Here is a 16,310-nt window from a genome sequence, read left to right on the forward strand (position 1 = left end):
GTCCGGTCAGTACCGGGCGGGCCCGGCGCCCATCTCGGTCACCGACGGTCCCGAGTAAGGCGGCTGCTGCTGGTCCGGGGAGCGCAGCGCGGGGGTCAGAGCCCGACCCACGCGCTCGACCAGCAGCGTCATCTCGTACGCCACCAGTCCTAGATCACAGTCGGGCGCGGCGAGCACCGCGAACACCGACCCGTTCGTGATGGACATGACGAACAGCAGCCCGCGGTCCATCTCGACCACGGTCTGGTTCACCCCGCCCGCATCGAAAATCTTGGCCGCGCCCTGCGTCAGGCTCATCAGCCCCGACGCGATGGCCGAGAGCTGGTCGGCGCGCTCGGGCGGGAAGCCCGAGGAGTAGGCCATCGGCAGACCGTCGGAGGAGACCACGACGGCGTGCGCGACCTTCGGGACACGGTCCGCGAAGTTCGTCACCAACCAGTTGAGATCCTGCCCGCTCACCGGGTGCCTCCTGTCTCGTCGTCGCCCTGCGACGACACCTCACCTGACGTGCCTCCGCCGCGAGTCTCGGTGCGGCCCCGATGGACGCCGCGCTGCAGACTAGCGAAGCGGTTGCGCACTACTTCGGCCGACGGGGCCTGTGCCTGCGGCTCCTGTGCCGGACGCTCCGTGGGCGGGGCCGCCGGTGCCTGCCCGGCCGGGGCCTGCTGCCGGCCCACCGCGCCGGGCACGCGGTTCTTGCCGGGCACCCGCTTGGGGAGCCCGACCGAGGTGCGGGCGCCCGCGACCGGCTCGCGAAGGGCCTCGGCGGCGCGGAAGCCCGCATCCGCCGGGGACTCCCAGTCCTTGGGCGGGTCCTCGCCCGACGACGCGCCCGTCCGGTGCTGGAACCACTCGGACTGCATCGCGTCGAAGATCGGCGAGCGTTCGGGGACGCGCTTCGGCCCGGCCGCGGCCCTTTGCACGGGGTGCTCGTATCCGGACGGGTCGGCTACGGGTGTCTCCGGGATGGCGTCCTCCGGCGGGGTGGGAGTGGTCGGTCCCGGACGCCCTCGGCTGGGCGGTGCCGGGTCGCCGATCTCCCCCCACGGAGCCCCGCCACCGGGGAACTGGGGATGCGCGCCGCTTGGGGAGCCGTCGGCGTGGGCGTCGGTCGGCAGCGGACCTGTGTCGCCGCCGACCTGCTGGAGCGGGCCCGTCTCCCAGGGGATCCGGCGCTGGGAGCCGGACTCCGGCACCACCGGCTGGGCCTCCGGGACGACGGACTGGGGGCCGGTGTGCCGGCCCGGGCGGTAGAGCCCGTTCCTGACGCCGCCCTCCTGCGAGCGTTCGCTGCGCGGCTGGAACAGGCCGTTCGGGCGGCCGTCGTCGGGCGCGGCGCCGCCGGGACGTCCCGGCAGATTCGCTCCGGGCTCACGGACGGGCAGTTCCCCCGGCTGGCGGGGCGGAGGGCGGTTGTCCGACTGCGCGTACGGGTCGGAGGTGTAGGCGCCGGACGCGTGTGGGTCGATCGGGTAGGCGCCGGAACCGAACGGCTCGACGGGGTAGCCCTCGCCGGGCGGCCGCTGGCCGAGCGGCGGGCGCTGCTCCACGGGCGGGACGATCGGGATCGGGCCGCTGGCGCCGGGCGGGACGGTGTGCGACCCGCTGCCGCCGAGCGCGGGCAGTGGGCCGGTGGGCTGCGGGCGCCCGTCCCCGGGCACGGGCCGCTGCGGGCCGGTGCGGTGCCCGCCGGCGCCTCCGATCATGGGCTGCGCGCCGGTGCCGCCCATCCGGGGCTGCGGGCCGGTGCCGAGCGGCGGTTGCGGGCCCGAACTGAGATCGTCCTGCTGGAACGCACCGCCGACCTGCTCGAACGCGCCGGTGCCGAGGGCCGACGGGTCGGTCATCGGGGTGAGGGCGAGATGGCCGGTACCGGTCGCCTCGCGGGGGGCGCCGAGACCGCGCGCCCCGATGCCGGTCGTCTCGCCGGGGCTGACGACCGCGTCCGGCAGCACGACGAACGCGGTGAGACCGCCGCCCTGCGCGGCGCGCAACTCGACCCGGATCCCGTGCCGGACCGCGAGGCGGCCGACCACGAACAGACCCATGCGGCGGGCGGCGGAGAAGTCGATGACGGGCGGGTTGGCGAGCCGCCAGTTGGCCTGCTCCAGTTCCTCGGGCGACATGCCGACGCCGTTGTCGGTGATCTGCAGCATCGAGCCGCCACCGCTGAGCAACTGCCCCGAGACCGTGACCTTGGTGTGCTCGGCGGAGAACACCGTCGCGTTCTCGATCAGCTCGGCCAGCAGGTGGACGAGGTCGTTGACGACGGGCCCGACGACCGTCATGTCGCCCTGAACGCGCAGCGCCACCCGCTCGTACTGCTCCACCTCGGACAGGGAGGCGCGGACGACGTCGATGAGCGGGACCGGCCGGTTCCACCGGCGCGCCTGCTCCTGTCCGCCAAGGACGAGGAGGTTCTCACAGTTGCGACGCATACGGGTGGCCAGGTGGTCCAGGCGGAACAGGTTGCCGAGCTGCTCCTCGTCCCGCTCGCTCTGCTCCAGCTCCTCGATGAGGCGGAGCTGCCGCTCGATGAGCGACTGGCTGCGGCGGGAGAGGTTGACGAACATCGCGTTGATGTTGCCGCGCAGGACGGCCTCGTCGGCCGCGAGCCGCACCGCCTCGCGGTGGACCTCGTCGAACGCGCGGGCCACCTGGCCGATCTCGTCGGTGGTGGCGATGTCGATCGGCTGCACCTCGATGCCGCCGGCGGCGGCCTCCGGATCGCGCAGCCGGTCGACCAGGCCGGGCAGCCGGGTGCCGGCGATCTCCAGCGCGCCCTGCTGGAGCCGGCGCAGCGGCCGCACCAGCGACCGCGCCATGAACGCGGTGATGAGCAGGACGAGCAGCAGGAGCACGGTCGCGACGATCCCGTCGGTGATCGTCGACTGCCGCGCGTCGGCGCCCTGCCGGTCGCTGATGGCGCGGATGTCGGCGGCCAGGGACTGCTCGACCACGCGCATCTTGTCGACCATCTCGGTCATCGCGGAGCGGATGACGAGCGCCGCGGTACCGGTGCCGAGGGACAGCGGGAGCCGGCCGTTGGCCGTGCTGGCCGAGGCGATGGCCCGCTGCCGCAGGTCCCGCGCCTGGTCGATCTTGGGGCCGACGACGGTGTCCTCGAACTTCTGGCGCTGCTGCACGGAGCTGGCGCCGCGGAAGGCGCCGATCTCGCTGTCCTCCTCCGCCCGGGCGGCGGTGAGCGCGTTCAGTTCGTCGGTGGCCAGCCGGCGGCTGTGCGCTCCGATGAGCAGCAGGGCGCGCTCCCGGGAGACCGCTTCCTTCGCACGGGCAAGGGAGCCCAGGGCCCGGCTGGCCGCGGCGAGCCGGTCGTCGGCGACGTTCTGCGAGAGGCCGTCGAGGATGCCGACCAGTTCTCCGGCGGACTCGGTGTACTTCTGCAGCACGGTGAAGGCGGGCACCTTGGTACCGGTCGCGAGGGCGCGGACGGCCTTGACACCGTCCAGCCGACTGAGCACCGTCGTGGCGTCGCGGACGGCCTGGTCGCCGAAGGTGGAGTTGATGCGGAGCGCCGCCGTGCGCACCGGGTCGAGCTGCTCGTCGGTCTTGCGCTGCCGGGCCTGCAACGCCTCCAGGAGGGTGGGGTCGCGCTCAGAGGCGATGTACTCGATGGCGGTGTCGCGCTCGGCGATGAACTCCTGGACGAACCGGGTGACGTCTTCACCGAGTTCGGCCATCTTCTCGACGCGGCCGTACTCCGCAGCCCGGCTCGCGGAGCCGGAGATGCGCAGCCCGGCGAGCGCGACGGCCGCGACCGTCGGGACAAGGATCAGCACGATGAGGCGCTGTGGTACACGCCAGTTCCTCAGGCTGAGCCTGCCGCCCGTCCGTGGTGATGGATCGGACCGTGCCTCGACGTCCCCGTGCCGAGGAAGGTCGCGACCTGCGTCGCTTGGTTGCATCCGGCCTTAACACCTCTCCATCACGATGTGCCGCATCCTCTGTGGTCGAACCACCACGAAGGGTCCAAATGCAACATCGTTCCGCCTCCGGCGCTCGACATTGCAGCACATCCAGGGATGGGCCGCAAAGGACCCTAGGCGAGTCGATATGGACTAATGCGACAATCGTGATTTCGTTACTGTCTGTCCGTTTTCGCGGGTACGTTTGGTCACTGTCCGCACATGTTCATTCAGTGGTCGAAAAATGGCAGTGGGTGACGGCTCCCGGTAGTCTGGGCGTACTTCATGATCACAAAAGACGGGGCCGTCGCGCAGTCCGATCAAAAGATCACTCTCCGGAGTCGGTCGGCGCTGGACCGTCACACAGTTGGAGAGGAGGACGGAGGCAGGGAGCCGACGACGGCTCCGAGGTGCCGACCAGATGCGGCCCCCGACCGCGGCCGGACGCTCCAGCCTCTGAGAATCCCATCTTGTTGGATGAATCATCGAATAAACCCCCTGATACCAATCAGTGGAACACCCGGGATGCGGTCCGGGGCACCGACCGACGTACCATGCGTCCCACAAGCACCACAGGACACAAGACAGTCACGCAAGCTAGAACCAATCCACCCAAGACGCCCAACCCGCGATACTCTCCCCGAACGTGATCATCAGGCGCGGCGGGAACAGTGGCCGCAGTCGTTCCCCCTGGCTCTCTCGCCCTGGTCGCCCAGCCACGCCGAGCATCTTCCCCCCTGATGAGATTTAGGAGTGCCATGAGGCAATCCGGACGTCGCTCTGTTCTCCTCGGTGCTCTTCTCCTAGTCGCTTCCCTCGCCACGGGCTGCGGAGACTCCGAGTCCTCCGACGGTGGCAAGGGACTCGAAAAGAAGACACTGACGGTCGCCTCGCTCCCCCTTGTGGACGCCGCGGCCCTGCACGTCGCGCAGAAGCAGAAGCTGTTCGAGGCCGAGGGCTTGAAGGTACAGATCAAGCCCGTCCAGCAGAGCATCCAGGCCCTGCCCGCCCTCGCCAAGGGCGACGTGGACGTGATCGCGGGCGCCAACTACGTGTCCTTCCTGCAGGCGAACGAGAAGGGCACGCTCAAGCTGAGCATCGTCGCCGAGGGCGCCTCCCTCACTTCCAACATGATGAACGTGCTGGTCAAGTCCAACTCCAGCATCAAGACCGCGAAGGACCTTGAGGGCAAGAAGGTCGCGGTCAACATCCTCAACAACATCCAGTCGCTGACACTGAACGCCATCCTCAAGGCCAACAACGTGGACCCCTCGAAGGTCACCTACGTCGCGATCCCCTTCCCGCAGATGGCCGCGGCGCTGGAGAAGGGGCAGGTTGACGCCGTCCACATCGTGGAGCCGTTCCTGTCGGACACGCAGAAGAAGCAGGGCGCCCGGGTTGCGGTCGACGGTGGCAGCGAGCCGGTGACCGGCCTGCCGATCGCCGGCTTCGTCTCCACCCAGGAGTTCACCAGCAAGTATCCGAAGACGGCCGCGGCGTTCCAGCGGGCCATCTTCAAGGCGCAGGGGCTCGCCAGCGGCGACCGCAAGCGGGTCGAGGAGGTCCTGCCCACCTACACCAAGATTGACAAGCAGGTGGCCTCGGTGATCACGCTGCCGGGGTACCCAACCTCCTTGAACACCACGCGCATGCAGCGGGTCATCGACCTGATGACCACCGCCGGGCTGCTCAAGCAGAAGCCCGACCTGAAGACCGTCCTCTTCCAGCCGACCTCCTGACGGCGGGACACCGGTTCACCCATGACACACCAGTCGGCGCCATCCCGCGGTCTCTCGCGTCCAGGAAAGTGGGCGCGGGGGGCCGCCGGGGTGGCGGTTCTGTTCCTGGCGAGCGAGGCCCTGGGCAGGGCCGAGATAGTGGATCGTTCCTACCTGCCCCCCGCCTCCACCGTGATAGCCCGCGCGTTCGAGCTGTTCGGCGACCCCGACTTCCTGCACAACGTGCGCGTCACGCTCACCGCCTGGGCGCTCGGGCTCGCCATCGCCATCGCCATCGCCGTACCGCTGGGGCTCCTGTTCGGCAGCGTCCCGGCCGTCAACACCGGTGCCCGCGCGATCGTGGAGTTCCTGCGGCCGATCCCGTCGGTCGCGCTCATCCCGCTGGCCGGGCTCCTGCTCGGGTCCGGGCTGGGCATGGAAGTGCCCCTCATCGTGTACGCCGCGAGCTGGCCGATCCTCTTCAACACCATGTACGGGCTGGACGACGTCGACCCGACGGCCAAGGAGACGCTGCGCACCTTCGGTTTCAGCCGGACACAGGTGCTACTCCGGGTCTCGCTGCGCAGCGCCGCCCCGTTCATCGCCACCGGCGTGCGGCTCGCCGCGTCGATCGCGCTGATCCTCGCGGTCGGCACCGAGATCCTCTCCGGCTTCGGGGAAGGGCTCGGCATCTTCATCGCCTCCGCGAGCAACGTGCCCGACGGCACCCGCGACGTCCTCGCCGGGACGGTGTGGGCCGGCTGCCTCGGTCTGATCATCGACACCGTGCTCGTCCAAGCCGAGAACCGCATGTTCCGCTGGCACTTCGCGCTGAGGAGTGGTGCCTCGTGACCGCCGCGACCGCGACCGTGTCCGTGCCGCGCTCCCGCGGCGGGTTCGCCGGGGCGCTGGTGCGGGGCGTCCTGCACCGCTGGCTCCCACTCGCGATCCTGGTCGTCGGCTGGGAGGTGGCGACGCGGATCTCCGACAGCCCCTTCTTCCCGCCGCCGTGGGAGATCGTCCAGCGCATGAGGGAGCTGTGGTTCACCGGGCCCGCGAGCCACCTGTTCCTCAACGGCGAGGCGACCGGCAACATCCTGCCGAGCCTCGGCCGGATGGTGCTCGGGCTGTTCCTGTCGGCGGTCGTCGGCATCGTGCTCGGTATCGCCCTCGGCCGCTCCGAGCAGGTCCTGGCCTTCCTCAACCCCCTGATGCAGTTCGCGCGGGTGATCCCCCCGCCGACCCTCGTGCCGGTCTTCATCGTGCTGTTCGAGCTCGGCACCCAGATGCAGGTCGCGTCCATCATCTTCAGCGCGATCTGGCCGATCCTGCTGAACACCGCCGACGGCGCCCGGTCGGTCGATCAGGTGCAGATGGCCACGGCCGAGACGTTCCGGCTGTCGGGCGCCGACCGGATCCGCTTCATCATCATCCCCTCGGCACTGCCCAAGATCTTCGCCGGGCTGCGGCTCGCGCTGTCGCTGTCGCTGATCCTGATGGTCTTCTCCGAGCTGCTGCCCGGGACCACCAACGGGCTGGGCTTCGAGCTGACCAACGCCCAGAGCCAGTCCGACATGCCCACCATCTGGTGCGTGATCGTGCTGCTCGGTGTCCTGGGCTATCTGTTCAACACGATCTTGCTCGCGGTGGAGCGTCGGGTCCTCACCTGGCACCGCGCGGCGCGAAAGGCGGCTTCATGAGGACCGGGCACACCGTCCGGGACGCGGTGTTCGACTTCTGTCGCAGAACCGGGATGACCACCGTCTTCGGCAACCCGGGCTCCACCGAGCTGCGGATGTTCCGCGACTTCCCCGAGGACTTCGAGTACGTTCTCGCGCTCCAGGAGACGGTCGCCGTCGCCACCGCGGCGGGACATGCGATCGGCACCGGACGGGCCGGCCTCGTCAGCCTGCACTCGGCGGGCGGCGTCGGGCACGCGCTCGGGGCGGTCTTCAACGCCTACCGCGATCGGGTGCCGCTCGTCATCTTCGCCGGCCAGCAGTCCCGGGACATGCTGCCGTTGCGCCCGTTCCTCGGCGCCGACGAGCCCGCGCTGTTCCCGCGTCCCTACGTCAAGTGGAGCCGGCAGCCCGAGCGCGCCGAGGACGTGCCCGCCGCGCTCGCCGAGGCCTACCGCGTCGCGATGACACCGCCGCGCGGGCCGGTCTTCCTCTCGGTGCCCGCGGACGACTGGGACCGTCCCGCCGATCCCATTCCCCACCGGGAGGTCCGCGCCGGGTTCACTGCCGATCCCGCCGCGCTCCGCGAGGTGGCGGAGGCGCTCGACGCGGCCCGCAGCCCCGTGATCGTGGTCGGCTCGGGCGTGGACGACGAGGGGGCGCTGCCCGCCGTCGTCGAGCTCGCCGAACGCATCGGCGCGCCGGCATGGATCAGCCCGCTGTCGGGGCGATCCGGGTTCCCTGAGGACCACGCGCTGTTCCGCGGGTTCCTGCCGCCGGTCAAGGACCAGCTCGCCGCGCGCCTCGAAGGCCACGACGTCATCCTCGTCCTCGGCACCCAGGTGTTCACCTACCACGTTGAAAGCGACGGGCCGGCCGTACCGGCCGGGGCGCGGCTGTTCCATTTCGACTGCGATCCCGCGCAGACGGCCTGGGCGCCGGTCGGCACCAGCGTGCTCACGACCATCCAGGCGGGCGTCGCCGGGCTCCTCGACCTCGTCGAGAAAGCGGACCGGCCCGCGCCCGAGCCACGGCCGAGACCCGCGCCACCGCGGGCCGGCGACCCCATCGACCCCGCGCTGGCGATCGAGGCGCTCCGCGACCGGTTGCCCGAGGACGTCGTGATCGTCGAGGAGGCGCCGAGCCACCGGGACGAATTCCACGCGCGGATGCCGATCACCCGGTCGGGCGGCTTCCTCGCCTCCGGCAGCGGCGCGCTCGGCTGGGCGCTGCCCGTCGCGGTGGGCCGGGCCCTGGCCGGAACGGGCGAGCGCGTCGTCTGCGTCATCGGCGACGGCTCGGTCATGTACTCGGTACAGGCGCTCTGGACGGCCGTCCAACGGCGCGTGCCGTTGACCGTCGTCGTGCTCAACAACGGCGGGTACGGGGCCATCAGGGCGCTCGGCCGCCGGATCGACATGGAGTCCGTCCCCGGCAGCGACATCGCCGGCATCGACTATGTGACGGTCGCCGAGGGCTTCGGCTGCCCCGGCCGGACGGTCGTCTCCGCCGCCGAACTCGGCGCGGCGCTGGAGGAGGGCCTCGGGCACGACGGGCCGTTCCTCGTGGAAGTCCAGGTCGAGGCCGACGACTCCCCCCTCTACGAGACAAGGGCGAGGTGACCGGGATGCTGGAGATCTCCGGACTGGGCCACGCGTACGGTGCCAGCCGCGTGCTGCAGGGAATGGACCTCAAGGTCGCCGAGGGCGAGCTCGTCACCATCGTCGGACCGTCGGGGTGCGGGAAGTCGACGCTGCTGCGCTGCATCGCCGGGCTGATCGCGCCGACCGAGGGCAAGGTCGTGCTGAACGGCACCCCCATCCACGGCGTCCCCGACGAGCTCGCGGTGGTGTTCCAGGACTACAGCCGCTCGCTGCTGCCGTGGCTGACCGTCCGCGACAATGTGGCGCTGCCGCTGCGGCGCCGCGGCGCCGGGCGGGCCGCGCGCCGCGCGCAGGCGCTGAAGGCACTGGAGTCGGTCGGCCTCGCGGACGCGGGCGGCAAGTACCCGTGGGAGTTGTCGGGCGGCATGCAGCAGCGCGTGTCGATCGCCCGCGCCCTGGCCTACCGTCCCTCGTTCCTGCTGATGGACGAGCCGTTCGGCTCGGTGGACGCGCAGACCCGCGAGGACCTGGAGGACCTCGTCCTGCAGGTGCACCGGGCGGAGGGGATGACGATCCTGCTGGTCACCCACGACATCGACGAGAGCGTCTATCTCGGCGACCGCGTCGTGGTGCTGGCCCGCAACCCGGGCCGCATCCGGAGCGAGCTGACCGTCACGCTGCCGGCGTCCCGGGACCAGATCGGGACCCGCGCCGAACCGGAGTTCGTCCGGCTCCGCGCGGAGGTGGGCCGCCTGGTCCGCGGAGTGACCGCCCCCTCCTGACCCCCGGCCCGCGGTGAGCCGGCGCCCCGACGGCCGCCGGCTCACCGGGGCCACCGGGCCGGGTCACTTCGCGTCGGAGTAGCGGGAGACGGCGGCGATCTCCATCGGGAACACGACGGGGGTGTCGCCGAACAGCAGCCGCCGTGCCTCCCCGGCGGCGGCGTGGATCGCCTCGGTCACCTCGTCGGCGAGTTCGGCGGGGGTGTGCACGATCACCTCGTCGTGCTGGAAGAAGACCAGCCGGGGCGGGCCGAGGGCGGTGAGGCGGCGGCGCAGCGAGCCGAGCAGCGCCAGCGCCCAGTCCGCGGCCGTCGCCTGGACGACGAAGTTGCGGGTGAAACGCCCCCGGCTGCGCAAGGCCTGCGCGGCGCCCGACTGCCGCCCGCCCGCATCCTCCGCGTCGTCGCCCGCGGAGGTCAGCTCACGCCAGCCGGCCGACGGCGGCGGGCAGGTCCGCCCGAGCCGGGACCGGACGAGCCGTCCGCGCTCCCCCGCGCGCGCGGCGGACTCCACGTACTCGAACGCGTCGGGGAACCGGCTCTTGAGCACCCCGAGCAGTTGCACCGCCTCCCCCGTCCCGCCACCGTACATGGCCGAGAGCAGCGCGAGTTTGGCCTTGTCGCGGGCGCTGAGCGTCTCCGGGTCGCGCCGGGACCCCGAGCCCTCCTCGCCCGCGCCGCGGAAGGCGTGCGAGAGCGCGGCGTACAGGTCACCGTGGGCGGCGGCGTCCGCGAACGCCCGGTCGCCCGCGAGGGCGGCGAGGACGCGCGGTTCGAGCTGCGCCGCGTCCGCGACGACAAGGCGCCACCCTGGGTCGGCGACCACCGCCTTGCGCAGGACGCGCGGGATCTGCAACGCCCCGCCGCCGTTCGTGGCCCAGCGTCCCGACACCACGCCGCCGACGACGTACTCCGGACGGAACCGCCCGCCGCTCACCCACGTGTCGAGCCACGCCCAGCCATGCGCGGTGTGCAGCCGGGAGAGTTCCTTGTACTCCAGCAGCAGCGGCACCGCCGGATGGTCGAGCCGCTTCAGCACGTGCGCCCGCGTCGAGGGGACCGGCAGCCCGGCCGCCGCGAACGCCTTGACGATCTGCGCCGGGGAGTCGGGATTGACATGCGCGCGGCCGCCGAACGCGGCGTTGATCCGGTCGGCGAGCCCCTGCAGCCTGCGCGGCCGCAGCCCGCCGGACGGGCGCGGCCCCAACATCTCGGTGAGCAGCGCGTCGTGCTCGTCCGCCGACCAGGGCAGCCCGTCATGGCCCATCTCGGCGGCCACCAGCGACCCCGCGGACTCGGCCGCGGCGAGCAACGCGAACCCGTCGAGCCCGGCGATGGCCCGCTGCTGCGCGGCATGCACCGCGACGATCTGCTCCAGGTCGTCGCCGGCCTGCTCGGCCTCATGCGCGTCATCGTCGAACAGCGACGCCTGCGCCGATGCCTCCTGCGGCGGTGGCGGATCGGGCGGAACGGGCTCCCCCCGCAGGCGCGCCGACGCGGCCCGCACCGAGCGCGGCTCCCCGTACCGTCCGGCATGGCCAAGGAGGAGGCTCTCCACCAGTTCCAGGTCATGGCAGCGCCCCACCCGTACCCCCGCCTGAAGCAGCCTCGGGTACAACCGCCCGGTGGACGCCCACACCCAGCGCGGCGCGTCCGTTCTCTCCCGCCCAGCGATCTCGGCGACGAGATCCGGCACCCCCCACACCGCTCCGCCGGGCGTCCCGTCCTCCCCCAGGACCCGCAGCTCTCCCCCGCCACCAGGCAAGACGGCCACCGCGATCCTCACACCCCTATTGTCGTCCCGCCCACCGACAGAACCACGCGCAGGCACACGAAGACCCCTCCGCGCCGCTGAGCGCGAAGGGGCCGACGCTTCTTCAGGAGACCAGGGCCGCGGCCTCTACGTGTAAACGCTGTTCTGAACCAATGTCCCGCCACCCCCGTACCTCACCCCAACAGCCCACCCCAACTCGGCAAGCTTGAACCTCAGCCAAGGGTCTGAACCGCACCCCGGCAGGGTTGAACCTCAGCCGGCGGTTACGGGACAGGCACGCGGAGCGAGCTCTGCGAGCGCAGCGGGCATGCCCGGCGCGCCGTGCCCCCGCAGCGAGCGCTAGCGAGTGAGGAGGTGACGAGCCGCGCAGCCGGGGGGTATGGGGGTCGCTCCCCCAGGAAAACTACGCCACCAGCGAGACCTGCTGTCCTGGCTGGGTCTCGCCGTAGCGGTCGGTGACCTTGTTGAGCTGGAGCTGGTAGTACAGGACGCCGAAGCCGAGGATGCCGAGCAGGAAGCCCATGCCGCCGCTGCAGCTGGCGGGCAGGCCGGCGGCGCGTTGGGCCTGGGCGATGCGGCCGCCGAGCTTGCACCACATGACGAGGGGCCAGATGCCCAGCGTGATGCTGCCGAACAGGATCGACAGGAGCGCGTTGGTGGCGGCGTTGTCGATGCGGCGGTCGTACTCGTGCAGTTCGACGTGGACCTTGTAGAACCACACCATGCCGTAGATGCCGAAGGTGATGATCGGCAGGCCGAGCCAGGCGCCGACGGGGTTGCGGCGCTTCATGTTGGCTCCGGCGCCGTGGGCGACGGGCGCCTGTGGCTGCTGCTGAGCAGGGGCGTAGCCGCCCTGGTATGCCTGCTGCTGCTGGTAAGGCTGGCCCTGACCCTGCTGGGGGTAACTCATTGAGTCGCTCTCCTGAGGACGCGGTCGTTTTCCGGCCGACCGTCCGTTACCGTTCACCCGATTGGTGAGCCAAGACTGTAACGGGGTTGCGGTCGCAGACGGGGAAGGATCGCACAGATTCGTTGGCATATCCTGCAAGTTTGTCTGATTTGTGATCTAGCGCAGCGAGATCGGCACGTCGTCCTCGCACGGTGGTGACGTTTCGTGATCCCCGCAGCCTGTCGCGGCGTAACAACGGATGCGGAGTTCGCTCTCCGTCACGTCCACACGCAGGAAGTTCTTGAAGAACGGCGGGGTGTCCCAGTCGGCCAGCTCGGAACGGAACCGCTGCGGGAGCTTGCGGACGGGCAGGCGCGCGAAGCGCGGACGGACGCGGCGGCCGCGCGGCACGCCGAGCACGCCGGCGACGAAGCGGGCGCGGCGGGACGGTGAGGGATTCAGGTAACCGCGGCCCGGTTCGATGCCGAGTCGGTGTTCGATGGCCGCGGTCGCCTCCTGGGGGGTGAGCTCGAAGAGCTTCGGTAGGCGGAGCCAGTGTCCGTACAGCCTGCTGTAGCGGGACAGGGAGTCGCCCCGAAGGGGGTAGCAGCGGAACTCGGACTCCTCCACCACGCGGGTCCGCGGGATGATGTGGGTGCCGTGCATGAACGCGCCGCCACCGCCCGACACCAGGTAGTGGATGGTGCGGCCGTCGTCCAGCGGCACCGGGTAGTGCTGGTAGTTGTGGATGTCGCCGCCGATCGCCGCCACGTAGTGGTGCGCCGGGTCGCGGACGATCGCGTCGACCGTTCCGCCGCCCTCGATCGCGCCCGGACGGTGGTCGTCGTCCACGTAGATGGGTTTGCCGGTGATCAGCATCTTGGGTTTGGGGCCCGCCGACACCTCGCGCAGCCACTCGCCCTGCTCACGGTCGACGCGGCCGGTGATTCCACTGTCGATGCCGATGATGCGCAGGGACGGTGTGTCGATCGCCCAGTACGGTCCCGGCTGCGCGGCCTGCTGGCCGGGTGCGCCCCGGTAGGTGCGCCGCGCCTCGGCGAGGACGCCCGCGTCGACCGCTCCGGGCTGCCGCCAGAGCAGGCGGGGCAGGAACCCGAGGGCCCCGCCCCAGCGCGGGGGCGAGCAGTCCTCGTCCAGGTCACAGAAGATGTGCAGGAAGCCGCGCAGCCCGTCGTACCAGTCATGGTTTCCCGGGATCGCGTAGATGGGGCCGGGGTAGTCCTTGTACGGGCGAAAGAACTTGTCGGGGTACTCCTTCGCGTCCCCGGTGGGGTAGATGACATCGCTGGCGATGATCATGAAGTCGGTGTCGGCGGCGGCGTGCAGGAGCGGCGGGACCACCGCGTACTGCGACTTGTCGCCCTCGCCGGTGTCGCCGAGCAGCACGAACGAGAACTCGGACGCGGGGCGGTGCACGGTGAACGTCGCGGGCGTCCCGCGCTCGCGGAGCGCGGCGACGCAGCGGCTGCGGATCGCGTCGGTCGGGTCGCCGAAGAGACGGGCGAGCACGTCGTTGCGAGAGCGCCACAGCACCCTGGGACGTCGCCAGGAGAAGTCCGGTACGCGCTCGGGGAGCAGTTCCTGAAACGTGCCGGGTTTCTGGCACGTCCAGCCCGCGCCGGACTCGGAGGTCCGCGAGTTGTCGGCTACCGGCGCGGGCCCGGGGGTTTCCTCGGCACGCACAGAACACCTCCGGGGGGAGTGAGGGGATGCTCACAGCCTGTCCCGGAGGTGTTCCGCCAGTCAAGCGACGTGGCCGACGCCGACTGGTCTCAGTGGGCGCCGGTTCCGGTCAGCGACCGGACCTCCAGTTCCGCGAACTTCTCGTCCGTGCGCTCCTTCGACAGGACGGTGCCGAGGTAGGCGCATAGGAACCCGATCGGGATCGAGATGAGCCCGGGGTTCTGCAACGGGATCGGCGCCACCGTGGTCTCGCTGAACAACGCGTCCAGGTTGCCCTTGGGGATGGTGTCGGACTTGCCGCCCCAGCAGATCGGGCTGAGCAGCACGAGCCCGACCGCGGAGACGAGCCCGCCGTAGATGCCCGCGACCGCGCCCACGGTGTTGAACCGCTTCCAGAACAGCGAGAACAGCAACGTGGGCAGGTTGGCGGACGCGGCGATCGCGAACGCCAGCGCGACCAGGAACGCCACGTTCAGCCCGCGCGCGAAGATCGACAACAAGATCGCGACAGCGCCGATGACGACGGCCGCGTACCGCGCCACCAGCACCTCGTCCCGCTCGGTGGCCTTGCCGCGCTTGAACACGTTGGCGAACAGGTCGTGCGCGAAGGAGGACGACGAGGCGAGCGTGAGCCCCGCGACCACGGCGAGGATCGTCGCGAACGCGACCGCCGCGATGATCGCCAGGAAGATCGCACCTCCCGTCGACCCCGCCCCGCCCCCGAGCTCCTGGGCGAGCTGCGGCGCGGCCGTGTTGCCGCCCTTGTCCTGCGCCGCGATGGCCTTGCCACCGACGAGCGCCGCGGCGCCGAAGCCGATGACCAGCGTCATCAGGTAGAACACGCCGATGATCCCGATGGCCCAGTTGACCGACGTGCGGGCCGCGCGGGACGTCGGGACGGTGTAGAAGCGGATCAGGATGTGCGGCAGCCCGGCCGTCCCGAGGACGAGCGCGAGGCCGAGCGACAGCAGGTCGAGCTTGGACCACACATCGGTGGCGCCGTACTTCAGGCCCGGCTTGAGGAACGCGTCCCCCTTGCCGCTCTTGTCGGCGGCGGCGCCGAGCAGGTCGGACAGGTTGAAGCTGTACTTCGACAGCACCCACACCGTCATGACGACCGCGCCGGTCATCAGCATGACGGCCTTGACGACCTGCACCCACGTGGTGCCCTTCATGCCGCCGACCGTCACGTAGAAGATCATCAGCGCGCCGACCACGACGATCGTCCAGATCTTGGCGCTCTCGCCGTCGACGTCCAGCAGCAGGCCGACCAGCGCGCCCGCGCCGACCATCTGGGCCAGCAGGTAGAAGATCGACACCACGATGGTGGAGATGCCGGCGGCCGCGCGCACCGGCCGTTGCTGCATCCGGAAGGCCAGGACGTCGGCCATCGTGAACCGGCCGGAGTTGCGCAGCAGCTCGGCGACCAGCAGCAGGGCCACCAGCCAGGCGACCAGGAAGCCGATGGAGTACAGGAAGCCGTCGTAGCCCGACAGCGCGAACAGCCCCGCGATGCCGAGGAACGACGCGGCCGACATGTAGTCGCCGCTGATGGCGAGCCCGTTCTGGATCGGGGTGAACTGCCGACCGCCCGCGTAGTAGTCGGCGGCGGTCTTGTTCTGCCGCGACGCCCAGAGGGTGATCCATAGGGTGATCGCCACGAAGGCGGCGAACAGGACGAGCGAGAATGTGCGGTGCTCGCTGTCGGAGGCCGCCAGCACGGGGGCGGCGAAATGCTGGGGGCTCACTCGCCGTCCTCCTTGGACGCCTTGGACTCGCCGGTCTCCTTGGACGCCTGCGGCTCGGCGGCCTCGCCCTTGGGCGTGGCCTCGGGCTTCTCCTTCTGGAGGACGGAACCGGCGGCCGTCGCGCCGCCGCCCGCGGACGCGGCGGCGCCGCGCACGTTCTCGGCGAGTGGTTCGAGCTTGCCGCGGGCGTACCGCTCGTACGTCCAGGCGATGAGGAAGGTCGAGACGAACTGGAGGAGGCCGAAGACCAGTGCGACGTTGATCTCGCCGACCAGCTTGTGCCCCATGAAGCCGCGTGCGTAGGCCGATAGCACGACGTAGAGCAGGTACCAGACGAGGAAGGCCGCCGTCATGGGGAAGACGAAACGGCGGAAGGCGAGGCGCAGCCGCTCGAACTCCGGCGATTGCCTCAATTGCGCATATGCCGCGTTATCCAGCCCGCCTGACGCGGGCCCCGGCCCTGATGACTCGGTTGTCACGACCACCT

The 16,310-nt window shown here is 70.8% G+C and carries 12 protein-coding genes; 5 read left to right on the top strand and 7 right to left on the bottom strand.

Going from position 1 to position 16,310, the window contains the following annotated elements:
• Positions 1–6: 6 nt before the first annotated feature.
• Both AMA02S_RS14455 and AMA02S_RS14460 read right to left on the bottom strand, forming a co-directional pair.
• Positions 7–459 carry a roadblock/LC7 domain-containing protein gene (locus AMA02S_RS14455; protein ID WP_067457820.1) on the bottom strand — a complete coding sequence of 151 codons (453 nt, stop codon included), beginning with the start codon at positions 457–459 and terminating at the stop codon, positions 7–9.
• Positions 456–3,800 (bottom strand): nitrate- and nitrite sensing domain-containing protein, encoded by a 3,345-nt coding sequence (locus AMA02S_RS14460; RefSeq protein WP_169806826.1) that lies wholly within the window; start codon positions 3,798–3,800, stop codon positions 456–458. The genes AMA02S_RS14455 and AMA02S_RS14460 overlap by 4 nt, the downstream gene beginning before the upstream one ends.
• 884 nt (positions 3,801–4,684) lie before the next feature.
• Between AMA02S_RS14460 and AMA02S_RS14465 the strand changes: the two genes are divergently transcribed.
• From AMA02S_RS14465 to AMA02S_RS14485, 5 genes are all read left to right on the top strand, one after another.
• On the top strand, positions 4,685–5,665 hold the full coding sequence (locus AMA02S_RS14465; RefSeq protein ID WP_067457821.1) for an ABC transporter substrate-binding protein: 981 nt from the start codon (positions 4,685–4,687) through the stop codon (positions 5,663–5,665).
• Between the two features lie 90 nt (positions 5,666–5,755).
• The gene (locus AMA02S_RS14470) at positions 5,756–6,496 is read left to right on the top strand and encodes an ABC transporter permease (protein ID WP_245667535.1); all 741 of its coding nucleotides are present in this window, start codon (positions 5,756–5,758) and stop codon (positions 6,494–6,496) included.
• Complete coding sequence (locus AMA02S_RS14475) at positions 6,493–7,344, top strand: ABC transporter permease (RefSeq protein WP_245667537.1); 852 nt, start codon at positions 6,493–6,495, stop codon at positions 7,342–7,344. Before AMA02S_RS14470 ends, AMA02S_RS14475 begins: the two co-directional genes overlap by 4 nt.
• On the top strand, positions 7,341–8,945 hold the full coding sequence (gene mdlC / locus AMA02S_RS14480) for a benzoylformate decarboxylase (protein WP_067457825.1): 1,605 nt from the start codon (positions 7,341–7,343) through the stop codon (positions 8,943–8,945). The genes AMA02S_RS14475 and mdlC overlap by 4 nt, the downstream gene beginning before the upstream one ends.
• A gap of 5 nt (positions 8,946–8,950) precedes the next feature.
• Entirely contained in the window at positions 8,951–9,709 is a 759-nt protein-coding gene (locus AMA02S_RS14485; protein WP_067457827.1) for an ABC transporter ATP-binding protein, read from the top strand.
• Positions 9,710–9,772: 63 nt separating this feature from the next.
• Here AMA02S_RS14485 and AMA02S_RS14490 read toward each other — a convergent pair whose 3' ends face one another.
• The 5 genes from AMA02S_RS14490 to AMA02S_RS45280 all read right to left on the bottom strand — a co-directional run bounded on the left by AMA02S_RS14490 (position 9,773) and on the right by AMA02S_RS45280 (position 16,236).
• A complete protein-coding gene (locus AMA02S_RS14490; RefSeq protein ID WP_067457828.1) occupies positions 9,773–11,494 on the bottom strand; it encodes a bifunctional 3'-5' exonuclease/DNA polymerase in 1,722 nt (573 codons plus the stop codon).
• 391 nt (positions 11,495–11,885) lie between these two features.
• Positions 11,886–12,392, bottom strand: a complete 507-nt coding sequence (locus AMA02S_RS14495) for a DUF4234 domain-containing protein (RefSeq protein WP_067457830.1) — start codon at positions 12,390–12,392, stop codon at positions 11,886–11,888.
• Between the two features lie 156 nt (positions 12,393–12,548).
• On the bottom strand, positions 12,549–14,075 hold the full coding sequence (locus AMA02S_RS14500) for a metallophosphoesterase family protein (protein ID WP_067457832.1): 1,527 nt from the start codon (positions 14,073–14,075) through the stop codon (positions 12,549–12,551).
• 89 nt (positions 14,076–14,164) lie between these two features.
• The gene (locus tag AMA02S_RS14505) at positions 14,165–15,823 is read right to left on the bottom strand and encodes a monocarboxylic acid transporter (RefSeq protein WP_084265150.1); all 1,659 of its coding nucleotides are present in this window, start codon (positions 15,821–15,823) and stop codon (positions 14,165–14,167) included.
• Positions 15,820–16,236, bottom strand: coding sequence for a DUF485 domain-containing protein (locus AMA02S_RS45280; protein WP_439951596.1), 417 nt, complete (start codon positions 16,234–16,236; stop codon positions 15,820–15,822). The genes AMA02S_RS14505 and AMA02S_RS45280 overlap by 4 nt, the downstream gene beginning before the upstream one ends.
• Positions 16,237–16,310: the final 74 nt, after the last annotated feature.

It is taken from the genome of Actinomadura macra NBRC 14102 (assembly GCF_001552215.1).
In the GTDB taxonomy this organism is placed as follows: Bacteria; Actinomycetota; Actinomycetes; order Streptosporangiales; family Streptosporangiaceae; genus Spirillospora; species Spirillospora macra.

What these genes read in the sequence shown, in the direction of transcription:
- AMA02S_RS14465 (WP_067457821.1), top strand. Translation starts at nt 4,685, where the DNA reads ATGAGGCAATCCGGACGTCGCTCTGTTCTCCTCGGTGCTCTTCTCCTA.
- mdlC (WP_067457825.1), top strand. Translation starts at nt 7,341, where the DNA reads ATGAGGACCGGGCACACCGTCCGGGACGCGGTGTTCGACTTCTGTCGC.
- AMA02S_RS14485 (WP_067457827.1), top strand. Translation starts at nt 8,951, where the DNA reads ATGCTGGAGATCTCCGGACTGGGCCACGCGTACGGTGCCAGCCGCGTG.
- AMA02S_RS14495 (WP_067457830.1), bottom strand. Translation starts at nt 12,392, where the DNA reads ATGAGTTACCCCCAGCAGGGTCAGGGCCAGCCTTACCAGCAGCAGCAG.